This window comes from Oceanobacillus sp. FSL W7-1309 (assembly GCF_038002145.1).
Lineage (GTDB): Bacteria > Bacillota > Bacilli > Bacillales > Amphibacillaceae > Oceanobacillus > Oceanobacillus profundus.
Map to the genome: position 1 here is coordinate 492,388 of NZ_JBBOBX010000001.1, position 15,554 is coordinate 507,941.

General features: G+C 36.7%; 14 protein-coding genes. 7 read left to right on the top strand and 7 right to left on the bottom strand.

The window, feature by feature from the left end; genetic code table 11:
- Positions 1–5: 5 nt before the first annotated feature.
- Genes lsrB through NST46_RS02290 form a run of 4 tightly spaced genes read right to left on the bottom strand, consistent with a single transcriptional unit; the run spans position 6 to position 4,587 of the window.
- Positions 6–1,079 carry an autoinducer 2 ABC transporter substrate-binding protein LsrB gene (gene lsrB, locus NST46_RS02275; RefSeq protein ID WP_341136691.1) on the bottom strand — a complete coding sequence of 358 codons (1,074 nt, stop codon included), beginning with the start codon at positions 1,077–1,079 and terminating at the stop codon, positions 6–8.
- Positions 1,079–2,089 carry an ABC transporter permease gene (locus NST46_RS02280; protein WP_251661161.1) on the bottom strand — a complete coding sequence of 337 codons (1,011 nt, stop codon included), beginning with the start codon at positions 2,087–2,089 and terminating at the stop codon, positions 1,079–1,081. Before NST46_RS02280 ends, lsrB begins: the two co-directional genes overlap by 1 nt.
- Positions 2,073–3,107, bottom strand: a complete 1,035-nt coding sequence (locus NST46_RS02285) for an ABC transporter permease (RefSeq protein ID WP_341136692.1) — start codon at positions 3,105–3,107, stop codon at positions 2,073–2,075. The genes NST46_RS02280 and NST46_RS02285 overlap by 17 nt, the downstream gene beginning before the upstream one ends.
- Complete coding sequence (locus NST46_RS02290) at positions 3,076–4,587, bottom strand: sugar ABC transporter ATP-binding protein (protein ID WP_251661158.1); 1,512 nt, start codon at positions 4,585–4,587, stop codon at positions 3,076–3,078. The genes NST46_RS02285 and NST46_RS02290 overlap by 32 nt, the downstream gene beginning before the upstream one ends.
- Positions 4,588–4,906: 319 nt before the next feature.
- Here NST46_RS02290 and NST46_RS02295 point away from each other — a divergent pair, with 319 nt between their 5' ends.
- The 5 genes from NST46_RS02295 to NST46_RS02315 all read left to right on the top strand — a co-directional run bounded on the left by NST46_RS02295 (position 4,907) and on the right by NST46_RS02315 (position 9,861).
- Positions 4,907–5,833 carry a sugar-binding transcriptional regulator gene (locus tag NST46_RS02295; RefSeq protein ID WP_341136693.1) on the top strand — a complete coding sequence of 309 codons (927 nt, stop codon included), beginning with the start codon at positions 4,907–4,909 and terminating at the stop codon, positions 5,831–5,833.
- A gap of 62 nt (positions 5,834–5,895) precedes the next feature.
- Positions 5,896–7,476, top strand: coding sequence for an autoinducer-2 kinase (gene lsrK / locus NST46_RS02300; protein WP_341136694.1), 1,581 nt, complete (start codon positions 5,896–5,898; stop codon positions 7,474–7,476).
- Between the two features lie 24 nt (positions 7,477–7,500).
- Positions 7,501–7,857: a cupin domain-containing protein gene (locus NST46_RS02305; RefSeq protein ID WP_095313819.1), complete on the top strand. Its 357-nt coding sequence runs from the start codon at positions 7,501–7,503 to the stop codon at positions 7,855–7,857.
- Positions 7,858–8,669: 812 nt separating this feature from the next.
- Entirely contained in the window at positions 8,670–8,918 is a 249-nt protein-coding gene (locus tag NST46_RS02310) for a DNA alkylation repair protein (RefSeq protein ID WP_095313818.1), read from the top strand.
- Positions 8,919–9,288: 370 nt separating this feature from the next.
- Positions 9,289–9,861: a sigma-70 family RNA polymerase sigma factor gene (locus NST46_RS02315; RefSeq protein WP_341136695.1), complete on the top strand. Its 573-nt coding sequence runs from the start codon at positions 9,289–9,291 to the stop codon at positions 9,859–9,861.
- A 239-nt stretch (positions 9,862–10,100) separates the two neighbouring features.
- Here the strand turns inward: NST46_RS02315 and NST46_RS02320 are convergent, their stop codons facing one another.
- Both NST46_RS02320 and NST46_RS02325 read right to left on the bottom strand, forming a co-directional pair.
- Positions 10,101–10,814, bottom strand: a complete 714-nt coding sequence (locus tag NST46_RS02320; protein ID WP_341136696.1) for a GntR family transcriptional regulator — start codon at positions 10,812–10,814, stop codon at positions 10,101–10,103.
- 44 nt (positions 10,815–10,858) lie between these two features.
- A complete protein-coding gene (locus NST46_RS02325) occupies positions 10,859–11,908 on the bottom strand; it encodes an ADP-ribosylglycohydrolase family protein (protein WP_095313812.1) in 1,050 nt (349 codons plus the stop codon).
- 313 nt (positions 11,909–12,221) lie between these two features.
- Here NST46_RS02325 and NST46_RS02330 point away from each other — a divergent pair, with 313 nt between their 5' ends.
- Entirely contained in the window at positions 12,222–13,406 is a 1,185-nt protein-coding gene (locus NST46_RS02330) for an IS110 family transposase (protein WP_341136697.1), read from the top strand.
- Positions 13,407–13,441: 35 nt separating this feature from the next.
- Here the strand turns inward: NST46_RS02330 and NST46_RS02335 are convergent, their stop codons facing one another.
- Positions 13,442–14,848 (bottom strand): PTS transporter subunit EIIC, encoded by a 1,407-nt coding sequence (locus NST46_RS02335; RefSeq protein WP_341136698.1) that lies wholly within the window; start codon positions 14,846–14,848, stop codon positions 13,442–13,444.
- Positions 14,849–15,279: 431 nt separating this feature from the next.
- Here NST46_RS02335 and NST46_RS02340 point away from each other — a divergent pair, with 431 nt between their 5' ends.
- On the top strand, positions 15,280–15,480 hold the full coding sequence (locus NST46_RS02340) for a hypothetical protein (RefSeq protein ID WP_118890260.1): 201 nt from the start codon (positions 15,280–15,282) through the stop codon (positions 15,478–15,480).
- The last annotated feature ends 74 nt before the right edge of the window (positions 15,481–15,554 follow it).

Genomic DNA, 15,554 nt, shown 5'->3' on the forward strand with positions numbered 1-15,554 from the left:
TTAGACTAAAAGTCATAATCAGCTGTATTATCTTTTGTAAAGACGATTCGTTCAGGCAAGACAATGATTCCTGAATCATCAGCTTCATAGTCGTAACCTTGGACTGTATTCGGCTCAACCATGATTTCACCAATAGTTGGCACATCCAATGTATCCCCAACATTTAATGTATTGCCTTGTGCTAAATAATAGGCTATATAAACAGCCAATGCTCCCTGATCCTGTACATCCCAAAGACCATGGTTTACAATGGTTCCATTTTCAATGAACCCTCTCATTGAATTTGGTGATGCAAAACCTGTAATAATAAGATCTTCAGCAGTTAAACCTTTATTTTCTGCTGCTTGAGCCATCGCAGGAAGCGCAGTGGAATCCGGAGCTATAACCGCATCAAGATCTGGATATGAATCGATGATACTTTCACCAATTTGCAATGATTTTTGCTCATTTCCTTCTCCGAATTGCTTCGTTACAATTTCCCATTTAGGGTATTTATCTTTAATATATGTTTCCGCATAATCAACCCAGGAATTTTGGTCTGGTACTGTTGGACTTGAGTAAAACCATGCAACTTGATTTTCTCCATCTGGGTCATCCATTTGTTCTGCAGCCATATCCACCAGCATGGCCCCGAGGATCTCAGGTGTTCCTTGATTGATATAAAAGGATCGATATTCTGGATCCACATCAGAATCCCAGGTTACCACTTTAATACCTGCATCTAACGCTTTTTGCAATGCCTGATTCAAACCATCAGCGGACACAGATGATATTGCAATCGCATCAGCACCGCTACTAACAGCACTATTGATAATCTGTACCTGATTTGCTACAGTACCTTCAGGTGCACCATCATACTTAACCGTAAATCCCTCTGCTTCAGCCATCTTTTGAGCCCCATTATTTCCAGATTCAAAAAAGGCATTGCCAGTCATTTTTGGGATAAACACGACTTCGATATCCTCCTCATCCTTCCCATTATTTTCAGCTGCTCCTTCCTCATCTGAGCTACAAGCGACCAAAAAGAAACAAAGCATTAATAATCCAAGCAGAGATAATGTTAACCTTCGTTTTTCCATTATATATTTCCCTCCTTCGTGAATTTTGGCCTCCATAATTTTTTCATGTTCTCCTTTGCACTAGATGAAATACTTAGCAAAGCTACGGATATGATAAGAAGCAGCCCTGTTGCCAAGCCAATATATTGCGTTGAAACCCCTCCCATTTGCATCCCAACTTGAAGAAAACCTACGATTATACTAGCGAGAGCTGTTCCAATAATCCCCCCCTTCCCTCCAGTAATTAAGGTACCTCCTAAAACAACGACTGTTAAAATGGACATTAAATATTCAGCACCAAAATCTGCCCTGGCACTTCCCAAATAAGAAGTCAGCATGGTACCTGCTATTCCAGCACTCATGCCAGATAACACATACGTACTTGCAATTATTTTTTTCGTATTAATACCAGCGTAATCTGCTGCATCCTGGTTAATACCGGTTAGAAACAGATAGCGGCCATACTTCGTAACATGCAATAGAACATAGGCAATAATAAAGAGAGCGATAAACAAAATAATGGAGTTCGGTATTCCAAAAACGGTGCCGTAAGCTAGAATACTAAAGCTCTCGGGAAATCCAGAAATCCCTTCATAAGCGCTAACACCGGAAACTCCTACCAAAACAATTGCTATCCCGCTATACAATAGCAGCCCACCCAACGTAACCACCATGGCCTGCACACGTCCATAGGCGATGAGAATCCCATTCAGTAATCCACATAACCCTGCAGCTGCAATAGCGAGAATAATCGAAATCCACATATTTATACCGATTACTTGGGAGAGAATCCCAATTACTACGGACGTTAAGCCAATGATCGATCCTCCAGAAATATCAATTCCGCCAGTAATCATGACCAGTGTTACAAAGAAACCAATAACAGCAATCCCAATAAAATCATTGAAACTATTTAACAGTATGGAGATGTTCCAAAACCTTGGGTTGATAAGTCCAAATATCATTATTTCCAGCAGCAGAACAATAATTAAACCGAGATTCCATTTCGGTATTTTACTTAGCAGGGACATTTACTGACACCTCCTCCTGAAGCACCCTTGCCCTTAATCGCTCTTTTTTCGTCCGTTTATCAGCTCTTCTAGACAGTACTGCATCAATTACAACAATCGTTATTAACAATAATCCTGATATAGCATCATTCCAAAAAGCAGGTATCTTCATATATATAAGTGCCGAGTTAATGGATATCATAATAACCGCACCAATCGTTGCACCAAGGACCGTTCCAACTCCACCACTCAGTGATACACCACCAAGAACGGCAGCAGCAATTACAGTCATTTCGATCCCTAAACCGGCAGTTGTTGAAATAAATCCTACTTGACTAGCAAATATTAATCCGCCCAAAGCTGCACACACACCGGAGAATATAAAAGAGTATGTCACATAACGCTTCACAGGAACCCCTAACAAAATCGCTCCGTCAACATTGTCACCGATAGCAGAAAAATACCTTCCTTTACTACTCCTCGTTAAAAACAAATGCATGACTATAACTCCAGCTATAACGATAAGCAATAATAAATTCACGCCTAGTACATTCATTTGCGACAATTGTTTAAATCCTGCTGGCAAGTTCTCTACCCATTGTCCATCTGTATAAATAACTTGAATCACTCTAGTAATTTCCAGCATTCCCAATGTCATAATAAAGGACGAAATCTTTAACCTGGTGACTCCTAATCCATTAATCAATCCAATAATAGCCCCGATGAGGATTGCAACGATTATGGAAACAAAAATACTCCCGCCATTTTTTAATAGGATCCCGCTCACTGCAGCACTAAGTCCCAACGTACCGCCAACTGAAATATCAATATTCCCAGTTAAAAGGACGACTGTCAGACCAACTGCCAGCACAATGTAAAGCAAGCTGCTTTTTAAAGAGTTTTGGATATTGCCAACCGCTAAGAAATCGGAGTTCACTAGTCCTGCAATGATAAAAATTGCTACTAAAAAATATAAGGTTCTAAACTCTCTTTTCTGCATTATTGTCTTAAATATCGGCATCGGAATCACTTCCTTCATATGTTCCAAATGCAACCTTCATTACATTGGCAGCATTAATCTCCTCAAAACCAAGATAGGCATTACAGGTTCCCCGATAAATACCGTAAATTCGATCACTAATTCTTTCGATCTCTTCTAAATCGGAGGAGATTAATAAAATGGAAAAGCCTGCTTCTTTTAAATTATGGATAATCGAGTAAATATCACTTCTTGCTGCAGCATCAATTCCCCTTGTGGGCTCATCCATAATGATTAAATGTGGATTCGTCGATAGTATTCTGGAAATGACTGCTTTTTGCTGATTTCCACCGGATAATGATTTAATTTCTTGGTGATGATCTGCCATCTTAATTCGTAATCTATCAATATATTTATCTGTGACTTCTTTTTCATATTTATGATTTATGAAAACCCCTTTACTTCTTATTACCTGGGCTGTCATATTATTTCTAACGGAACTAATAGGAAAAATCCCATGCAGAAACCGATCTTCCGGAATATAGGAAAGGCCATTGGCAACGGTTTCATTTATACCAAGCTGAGTAATATCCTTTTCACCTAAAAGAATTTTCCCTTTTTGACATTTCGTTATCCCGTATATTGCTTCGGCAATCTCCGTTCTGCCAGCGCCTACAAGACCCGCAAGTCCAACTACTTCCCCTTGGTAAACCTCAAAGCTAATATTCTTAAATCCATCACCACTTATATTTTGAACAGTTAATACTGGCGGTCTATCCAGGTGACCAGTATATTTTTTCTCAAAAGCAGTACGAGACGTTGATTTATTTCCAACTGGCAATAATCCATCAATCAACATGTCTTTGGTGAAGTCCTTAATATTTCCTTTAAGTGTAACCTTTCCATCCCTTAAAATAACTGCATGGGTAGAGATTTCAAAAACCTCATCCAAACGATGTGTGATATAGAAGATACCTACAGCGGAATCCTTCAACTTTCTAATCACTTCAAACAATGATCTCGTTTCAGAGAAGGTCAACGCAGAAGTTGGTTCATCTAGAATCAGCACTTTGGCGTTTCTGAGCAGTCCTTTAATAATTTCTAATTGTTGCTGCTCAGCTATTGTTAAACTAGACGCTATACGAGTTAAATCGATCCCCCATCCTAACGCTGCATATAATTTTTTCGTTTCTTCTCTAATTTCATATTTCGATTTATTAAAACCAAATGTAATATTTTGCTCAACCGTCATATTTGGAAATAACAAAGGTTCCTGCGGTACAAGATAGATTCCCTTTTCATGAGCAATAGCAGGGTTATAATTATCAATTCTTTCTCCGCAAATTTCCATTGTTCCGCTGTCTGGTCGATATACCCCAGTCAGGATTTTCATTAGGGTACTTTTACCAGCACCATTACCGCCAATGATTGAAATTACTTCATGTTGAGCAAGTTTTAATGAAACACCTTTCAGCACATTATTTTTATGAAAACTTTTATAGATTCCCTCTAGATTAATAAGGTTATTAGCCTCATCCAAATTTCTCCCCCCTTTAGTACTTTCGTATCAATAAATTTACTTTACGTAAGCGTATTCTCTTTTTTGTAATTATATGATTGCTTAATACATATTATTAATCGTGCATAAAATTATTATTGTTTTCTTTCATCCCAATCAAGTCAAAAATAAATTTATGAAACCATTTTTGTAGAAATTCCCTCAATAAACTATAGATTTATAAACGTAATGAACCATATTTTTTCACTTCAGAATCTATCCAGATATATAACATTTGTTAAAGCCTAAATAATTTGTTGCACCTAATTAAAATGAACACCAGTGGAAAAGAGAGCGAGTGATGATGATGTCGTATGAGAAAGATACTGCAGTCAAAGTAGCCTGGAAGTACTATAACGAGGGACTAACTCAAACAGAAATCGCAACAGCTTTAAACCTTTCAAGGATGAAAGTTATTAAATACCTGGAAATTGCAAAAAAGAACCACATCATTCAATTTAAAATTGATTTAGAACAGGTATCCGATAAGGATTTACAAACAAAATTAATCGAAGAATTCGGTTTAGATGATGTATACATCGTTCCTTCGGCAAATGATCATTCTTTAGATAGTGTCACCATTGCAGCCGCAAACTATATAGAAGATAGAATCACTAGCGATACGATGATTAATATTGGGTATGGTGAAACTGTTTCAAGAACACTTGGCACTTTAAAAATATCTACAAAATATAAAGTAACTTTTGTATCTTTATCAGGTGGGGTTAAATTTTATATGCCAACTGCTATCGACCAAGCTTCTGATTACTATACCAATCCAAATTACAATCATTACATTCTGCCATCCCCTTTAATGGTCTCAGCTGCTGCCCTTGCAGAGAATTTAGTTAATGAACAGTCCATTAAAGATATCTTAGAAATGATTCCTTATTCTAATTTCACAGTAATAGGTGTTGGGGCATTGAATCAACAAGCAACTTTAGTAAAGGAAGGGCTTCTCAGTATAAGAGAAATGGAGATTTTGAAATCCCACGGTGCAGTGGGCGATTTATTAAGTCAGTTTTACGATATTAACGGGGATGTCTTAGATTTAAGTTTACACAATAGGCTTGTCAGTACAGAAATTCAATTATTGAAATCCTTGCATAATGTTGTCGCTGTAGCATGTGGTGTTGAGAAAAAAGAAGCGATAATTGGGGCATTAAAAGGAGGTTATATCGATATCTTAATAACGGATGAAAATGTTGCCCGTAGCTTACTAGAATAAATGGATTTTCCTCAATAAGCTTCAACTCATTTATTGCGTTAGAAATGGATAATCATTAAACAATGAAGGGATGGGTTATGGTGCAAAAGTATTTAATGGCAATTGATGCTGGAACAGGCAGTGTTCGAGTCATTTTATTTGATACTTATGGAAATGAAATATACGTTTCACAATCCGAATGGACGCATAAAGAAGATTCCCGATACCCAGGTTCCATGAATTTTGATGTTCATACGAATTTCAATATTATATCTAAATTAATTAAAAAGACCGTAACAGAAAGTAAAATTGATCCTAATCATATTCTTGCAATCTCCACAACGAGTATGCGAGAAGCAATCGTTCTATACGACGAAAACGGCATTGAATTATGGGCATGTGCGAATGTAGATTCAAGGTCTGATAATGAAGTTATAAATCTTAATAAATCATATCCAAAATTAGAAAAAGAAATCTATCAAATCTCAGGGCAAACCTTCTCTTTAGGTGCTATCCCGAGAATTCTCTGGGTAAAAAATAATCTGCCAAACCTTTATCAGAAGACTAGATATGTAACAATGCTTAATGATTGGATCACTTACAAATTAACAAATATTATTTCCGTAGAACCATCAAATGGTTGTACTACCGGTCTGTTTAATATTAAAAATCGTACATGGGATTCTACACTAGCTAATAGAGTAGATCTAAAAGATGACATCTATCCCATTGTACATGAGAGCGGCACAGTCATTGGAAATGTTACAAACGAAATAGCAGGATTAACTGGATTAAGCACGAAAACAAAAGTGGTTGCTGGTGGTGGTGATGCCCAGCTTGGATGCATTGGACTGGGGGTGATTCATGAGGGTGATGCAGCTGTTTTAGGAGGCAGCTTTTGGCAATATGAATATACGACAACAAGCATTAAGCCAGATGAAAGTGCTCGAGTAAGGGTTAATTGTCACGCCATACCAAATACATGGCAATATGAAGCCATCGCCTTTTACCCTGGTTTAGTGATGAGATGGTTTAGGGATAGTTTTTGTGAATTAGAAAAGTATATGCAAGATCAAATTAATCAAAACGTTTACGAACAAATGGAAAACAGAGCTGCAAAAGTTCCTGTTGGCAGCTATGGAATGATTGCTACTTTCTCTAATAAAATGAACTATATTTCTTGGAAACATGCTGCACCTAGCTTTATAAATTTTAAATTAGATGCCGTAAAATATAATAAAGCAACCTTTTATCGAGCCATTATGGAAAATGCTGCTTTTGTTACCAGGGGTAATATTGAATTAGTAAGTGACATTACGAATACCTATCCAGATACAATTATCTTTGCAGGCGGCGCTTCCAACAGTGATTTATGGTGTCAAATCGTTTCGGATGTATTAAACAAACCTGTAAAAGTTCCCATTGTTAAAGAATCAACTGCCCTAGGCGCAGCAATTTGTGCAGGTATTGGTGCTAACGTTTACGATAGTTTTCAAGATGCCATTTCTAAAGTTGTTAAGATTGAAAAGGAATATCAACCAATACAAGAAAATCATTTAATATATAGCAGGTTATATGAAAAATGGGAAAGTGTTTATCTACATCAGCTTAATCTGGCTGACAAGGGGCTTACAGAACACATGTGGAGTTCACCTGGAGTTTAGTCATAACAGAGGAGGAATTTGGTAATGACAATTATTAATGAAAACGATAGGGATTATAGATTCGGTGATAGTGGACCGAAATATTTACAAAAAGGACCTCGAATGAATTTCGGACTCGTAGTGTTAAAACCAGGGCAAGATTTTAATGCACATTTTCATCATATCATGGAAGAAAACTTTTATATATTAGAAGGCGAGCTTGAAATTCATATTGATGAAGAGGTCTTTCATTGCAAAAAAGGCGACTTTATTCATGTAGAGCCAAAAAAAGTCCACTACTTAATAAATAAGGGTGATACTGACTTTAAAGCTGCTTTTATGCTTTCCCCCTACCAAGAAAAAGACAAAGTTGAAGTGGACTATAAACCGTATGGTAATTAATGCAAGAACCATCATCAATTGTCCCAAAAAAGAGGTTACAAATCTCTAAAGCATGCTGTTGATCCAACTGGCGGCGGAATGGGTAACCGAATTGATTGAGTATTATCAAAAGGAAATGTAACGACTGAGACCAGCAAGATTATTGATTTCCAAAAAAATGGACAATATCCGAGTGAACATTATCCAGTATTGTCAAAAATACGTTTCTAGGATTCTTCTAAAAGTTGACGGCAAAAGACATGGTCTAATAGGGACGAAATAGATTGGTGAGACCGTATGGATGCAATGAAAAGGTTTTTGACAAAGCGAGATCTTTCGCTTTGTCATTTCTTTCTCTATACAACTCATGGTTTAGAAATATAGAAAATAGTTTACTGATCTTTTCACTTATTATTATACTTCAAAACGCCTATCCGACTTTATCCATTCTTCTTTACGTTACACTGTGATCGGTTCTGGCTGTCAGCAGTCGTTTCTATAGAAGTGTTTCCACTATCGGTGTTTCTCTCTGGATTTGTGGAATTATTAGAGGCAAGCAATAGCAATGAGTTCTTCCCACTGTGAAACGTTTTATCTGCCCTTCTAGGAGATTGCGGAAATTTTGAACGTGCTAAATTTGACAAATCCAGTCTCCACACATTCCTTTAGAAGCTCATTGGCTAAAACCAAAACTCTCCCAACATACCATTTCTTGAATAATAAAAAAGCAAATAGGCCATAATAAACACGCCCAAAGGAATAGTAGACGAATCTTTCTCTTCACATTCTAAAATTAGAAAGTGACCATCATCATTGAAATATGGAGGTGCAATATGAATAAGCCATACCGTTGCCCAAATTGCAAAACAAACAGATCTCGATTTAATATCATTGAGCAAATCGCAACGCCTGTCAAACTCGATGCAAAAACTGGGGAAGTCCTCGAAGATTATACATCTGAGAATACAGAAATGTTTCATCAGATGTATAATGGTCCAAAATACCGTATTCAATGCGGGGTATGTGGGTTGATAGAAAATAAAAATACATTTGAACAATTTGCTAAATACGAAGGGTCTTAAAGTTTGGTATATGTGTCTGCTGCTGCCCGATGATTTTTTGTTGGTGTGAAAACACTAAACACAGCAAGCCTTTTAAGGTGTAGATGTCATCTAAAATTAGGTTGTTTGGCATCATTATTAGAATTAATGCGTAATTAGATTATCGATTCATTGCTTATTGAGGATTTTTATAAATCAATTTCGCAGAGTTTGCTCAAAAAGGAACTTACTTTATCCATTTCCCTCTTCCTCTTCATCCGCAAACAAAAATAAACGTTCTGTAACAGGTCTATTTAAAATATTAACTAAAATTTCACTTTTTGCACCCCATATTGTAATGAATGGTCGATTATAGATATGAATACCGTTTATGATGAGGAGTGTAAATTAAATGAAAAAGAATACAAACACATTTACATTTGAAGAAATTTTTGAGCAAAATAAGCGTAGGATTCATTATCACCTTCACAAATTAAACATACAAGATCCTCACCAAGAGTTTTATCAAGAAGGAATTATCTCGATGTGGAGCGCATATAAAAACTACCAGCCAGATAAAGGCCCACTTTCCACATACTTCAACTTTATTATTCGCCATCGTCTGATTGATCTAATTCGAAAAGAGAGTCGTAGAATTGAAAGAGAAGTACTCGCCTCCACAGAGGAGGAAGCTACGTTTGAAGCAGAAGTGTATCATAAAGCGAGTAACACTAATTTTTCAGGATTAACTGTGAAAGAAAATATCAAAAGCGATGATTATCTTTGGCAGCAAGTTAAAGGAATATTAACCGATAAACAATGGAAATGGATAAGATATTACATTATTGAGGACAAGTCATTAAAAGAAATTGCTGAACAAGAGGAAGTTTCTATTGAAGCAGTAAAAAGCTGGGGAAAAGAGGCAAAAAAGAAGCTACGAAATGTTGATTTTGAGAAAATAATTATGGAGTGTATTGATCCGTAACGATGTGTGAAACAGAAAAATGTAACTTACAAGCCACATGAAATCAAGACGAAGACCTTGATTTTATGTGGCATTAGTATGGTATAGTCAATTGGAAGTTAAGTGCTAGTTTTTTTACACTATAATAGTTCAAGGTTTTATAAGACAGTTTCTTCTAAATGAATAGCTCAAATACCGGAATGATTCCAGTAAAAAAATGCTTTCGTTTATCAAGTGATAAATGCTTTCCTATATCCTCATCATGGAATTTCCAATTGAACATTGTACCGGTATCGATCCCCTCTATAAAAGAACTCAGCATATTCAATTAGTCGATCTTGTTCATCTCTTGTTACTCGTTGAACGTATAATAAGGGGCTATTTTCTGCTACTTTCAAAATTTTAGCCAATTCCTTATTCGCAACTACAGATTCAATTGTTTCATTAGCTTTTTTCACCATATATCCTTTTATGCGAAACAACTGATACAAGGAAGCATCCACTGAACTGAGCTCTTCAGCAAATAAAGGAATAGACGAAGGACAATATACACGTTGAAAGCCAATCGGAATTTCATCAATCCAGCGTATTCGTTCATGACAACTAACCATCGCATTTTTTGGCAAATCAAGTTGGGAACATACCAGCGGACTTGCTGGAATAGAAGCTTCGAATGAGAATAACGTTGATTGTATATTATGCTCTTTATTTTCCTCCGAAAAACTTAATAGGTTTTGTAATTGCAACGATTTTTTTTGACTAAGAACAATCGTTCCTACACCATGAATCCTTTCAACGTATCCTTCATCTACCAGTAATTGTACTGCATGCCTTACAGTAATTCGACTTACATTATATCGTTTTTGTAAGTCAGGCTCTGCTGGCATCAGATCACCAACGAGGTAGTCCCCATTGATGATCTGTTGTTGTAATTCTTCATAAATAGCTAAATATTTAACTTTGTTTCTTTTCATAAGCATCCACCATACTTACTAACAAATTTGCAACTCTACCATGTTTAATTTTGTTTCTCTTCCTTAGTATTCACTATACTTGCTAATGAATTGGCTAATTCTATCAAATTAAAATCATTAGCAACTTGTACAGTCTCATATAAAGACATAAAACTTGGATCGGTTAAATCCACAAACGACCCAACCATAGACCCTACAATTGTTGCAACAGTGTCGGTATCGTACCCAATATTTACAGCATCAATTACTGCTTGCAAGGCATTGTCTTTATTTAAAGCAACTATTCCAAATGCACAAGGCACAGCTTCAGAAATATGTAAGCCGCTCCCCACCACTTGTGATAATTTACGCAATTTTTCTTCTTTTGTACCAACACCGTTTACTATATCATACGCTAATCGGATACGTTCTACAACACTTGGACCTGCTACTTCACGAGAAATGAATTTTGCTTTCGTTTCACCACGTAAAGCCCCATAAAAACCTGCACTTAAAGCCTCATCAACTGTCGCATGGGGTGCTAAGGACGCACTTGTAGCAGCAGCCACTGCACAAGCACCAGAAATAGCCAAAGCGTTATCGTGTGTTACCTGTGTAATTGTAATTGCAGCATCAATCGCACCTTCCAAATCGTTAGGATATAAAATACCAGCTGGCGCAATTTTCATTGCTGCACCGTTTGTTGCTTTGGAGGCATAGTCCACCGTTGCTGCTCCTGGTAACGGCTTCATTTTTAACGAGGGGTCTTTATACATTGCTACTGCACTTCGTGTTGTAGGACCAGCAAAACGATCAAAATACCATGGAACATTTGACCAATCCAAAATAGCTTTAATTACAATATCTTTATTAATAATACCGTCATTTTTCAAGATAGCTTGGCATAGAAAATACACTTGGGAAAAATCATCTGTAACTTGTCCTGCCTCATTTCCTAGTGCAAATGCTGTTTCTCCCGGTTTTTCAAATTTAGTTATAGTTTTACCAAATTGCGTACGGATTTGATCAAACGATAGATTTTCTGTTGCTGCTCCCATTGCATCACCAATTGCTGCTAATCCTAAAATTCCTTGTATTTTTGAGTTTAAACTCATTTTTATCATCCTTGTATATTATATTTAAGGTTTTAGTCTCCCGACTGTGAAAGGAAAACCTTATGAACCTTTGCTATTCCTAGTTGGTATTTCCTCAATTATTTGAGAAAATATAGATAATGGATTGAGAGGTAGATCGTCTCATCCTTGGGTTATAAAACTCGTAACTGAAAGACTGATCCCTCTCTCTGTTAAGCTGATTACGAATGAGTTAGATGTTGAAGGCATTTTGCCTTACTCCGTATTTAGCACAAGGTCGTGACACTTTTCAGATGAGTGGCATTCAATCCAAATAAGTAAAGAAGGTGAATCCATGCTTTATCTCGGTATTGATATTGGCAAGCGTACGCATGTTGCTTCTGTTATGGATGATACAGGAAAAATTTTATTAAAAGGTTTTTCTTTTCCCAGTACTCTTGAAGGCGGTCACTCACTACTCAATCGTTTACGTACCATTTCTGATGATCCATCTCATTTCCTTACGGGAATGGAGGCGACAGGGCATTATTGGCTCACTCTATTTTCTTTTCTGGATAAAGCCGATTATTTTGTCCATGTCATTAACCCTATTCAAACAGATGGTTGGAGAAAAGGTACCGAAATTCGAAAACGAAAGACAGACATCATTGATTCCGTATTAATAGCCGACCTTATTCGTTATGGTTCATTTGAGGACACCACTTTAGCGCATGAAGAGATGTTCTCTTTACGTCAATTAACCCGATATCGATCGTACTTAGTTGGAACAGCTGGTGATTTCAAACGTAAAATCATAGCTGTTTTAGACCAAGTTTTTCCTGAGTACGATACTATCTTTTCAAAAGTTGGCGTGTTTGGAAAAGCTTCCAAAGCTGCGCTTTTAGAATATTCCTCACCTGATGCGTTTAATGAAATCACTGCCGATACTCTAGCCGAAACGCTTCGTTTAGCGAGTCGTAATCGCGTAGGATTAATTAAAGCAGAAGCATTAAAAAAAGTAGCTTCAAACTCTTTTGGTGTTCGATTTGCACAAGATGCATTCACTTTCCAACTACGTTCAATGATTGAACAACTTAACTTCTTAGAGAAACAAATCAAACAAACCGAAGAAGAAATAAGCCGATTGATGACTTCGATTAATTCCGTAATTGAAACAATTCCAGGTATTGGACCCATTACCGGCGCAACGATATTAGGCGAAATTGGTGATATTCATAAGTTTTCCAACCCTAAAAAATTAGTTGCTTACGCTGGCATTGATGCTTCTGTATCACAGTCTGGACAATTTGACGCAACACATAACGTCATGAGCAAACGTGGCTCCCCTTATTTGCGAAAAGCTCTGTTTCAAGCAGCCTTAGTTGCTTCACGCAGTGACCCTGTTTTGAAAGCATTTTATGAAAAAAAACGTTCTGAGGGGAAGCATCATTTAACAGCAATTGGTGCAGCTTCAAGAAAGCTCTGTTACATCATTCATGCGATTTTAACTAAAAACGCCCCTTACGAAATTCGTCAGTAAACGAAAAAATAGTCTTTCTATAAATAATCTTATATTTATTTTGAAGCAGACATTTCTGCTTTTGGATCCTTAATACCAAAAAGAAGTGTTAATAACAGACCACCCAAAAACGAAATTGTTAAACCAACGACATATGCCCATAACGTTGGTCCCGCAAATGCAGGGATTGTTGTCAATCCGCCAAATACAAATGCATTTCCTACTACATTAAATGCACCCATAAAGGCACCACCTAAAGCTGCACCTATACATCCCGCTACTAAAGGACTCTTAAATCTTACACCCAAACCGTAAATTGCTGGTTCAACAATTCCCGATAAAAAGACAGATGTTATTGCAGTTAATGAAAAATTCTTCAATTCCTGGCTTCTGCTACGTAGGAAAATTGCTAATGCTGCACCCGCCATACCAAAGTTCGCATTCGCACCATACGCAATAAAAGCAGAGCTACCTGTTGAAGCAATTTCCGGAATAATCACCATTGTATTCGGTGCCCAATGTACACCAAACATAATCAAAATATTCCAAATTCCACCAATAACAGCTCCCGTAACAATTTGATTTATATTTGCTAACCAATCTACAAAGCTAGCAATACCAATACTTAAGTAATTTCCAATTGGTCCAAATATTCCAGCGACTATAGGAACTAGTATCACTAATAATACTGTAGGGATTACAATCATATGCAAACTATTTGGTAGTTTACCTTTCATAAAGTGTTCCATTTTTGATTGTACCCAAGTAGTTAAAATCGCAGGAATGATTTGGCTAGTATAATTGAATACAGGAATTGAAAGACCTAGAAATGTAATCATATTTCCGCCATCACCCTGCACCAGGTTGATAAATTCAGGCATAATTAGTGCACCCATCACAGCAATCGCGATATACGGACTTGTATCAAATCGTTTTGCTGATGTAATAGCGACTAATAATGGTAAGAAATAAAACACTGAAGTCGCTGTAAGAGTTAAAATCAGATTTGTTGTGCTTTCAGTTGATAACCAGCCCAACTCATTAGCTAAGATCGTAAACCCTCGGAGCAAACCTGCACCAGCTAACAATGGCAATAATGGTGAAAAAATACTGACAACTAGAGCAATAAACTTATTGAACCAACTATGCTTCTTATTATCTGTCTGTTGAATATCTGTCATTTCCTTATCCGTATCATTTAATTCAGTTGATTTCCATACCTTTATAAATGCGTTATAAACTTCATCGACATTGGTACCAATTATTATTTGAAATCCTAGGTCCCTATCAACAACCCCTGCTACACCATCTAATATTTCGATTTTCTCCTTTTCAACTATCCCACGATTTTTTAATGTAGGGCGTAGCCGCGTCGCACAATGGGTTATCGACACAATATTATTCGCACCTCCCATCAACGATAACAACTGGTTTGCTAAAGATAAAGACTCTGTTTTTTTCATAAAAACTTCTCCTTTCTTTTAGACCTAGAAACATAATTGCTATCCCAATAAGACATTATAACGTCTTATCCTCATATTAAGAATACACAATTGTTCAATTATTGTAAAGGCTTACATTAATTGAACAATTAAATATAGTATCATATTATCCGTACAGCACACAGATAAGTAACTCCCTGGAATACGGTTTTCCATCAATGAACCAAAAACGGAATATCCCAAGTGTTTTCACTTCTTTCCACCCTGCCTACCAACAAATCTCCGCTCATCGTTTGATAATGCTAATCACTTGGAAATCTGACTGTGTAATAGGTAGTGACAGACACCTTAAATTAAAGATTGTGTAAGCAATTATAAGGCAATAATGTAATTACACAGTAGGAATGCTATACTTACTGAATTATTGGATACAAAAGGGGTTAAAGTAGCAGATGAAATATTATACATCTCACATGAAAAAACTGGTTATGCAAAATGAAGAATTACAAAAAGAGTTAAAAAGAATAATGAAAGAACATGATCTTGAAAAAAGCTTTGCGCTTAAGGCTTTGTACCATGCCGAGGTTGCTGCAGGCGCTTCAGGCGGGAAATATCAGGATGCATATCGGGAACTTGACTTACCCAATAGGTAGGTCTTTTTTTTGAAAATCGAAGTTCTAAAAACAGAAGCGTTCTTCTGATCCTAGAGTCTGTGTAAACAGCAAAA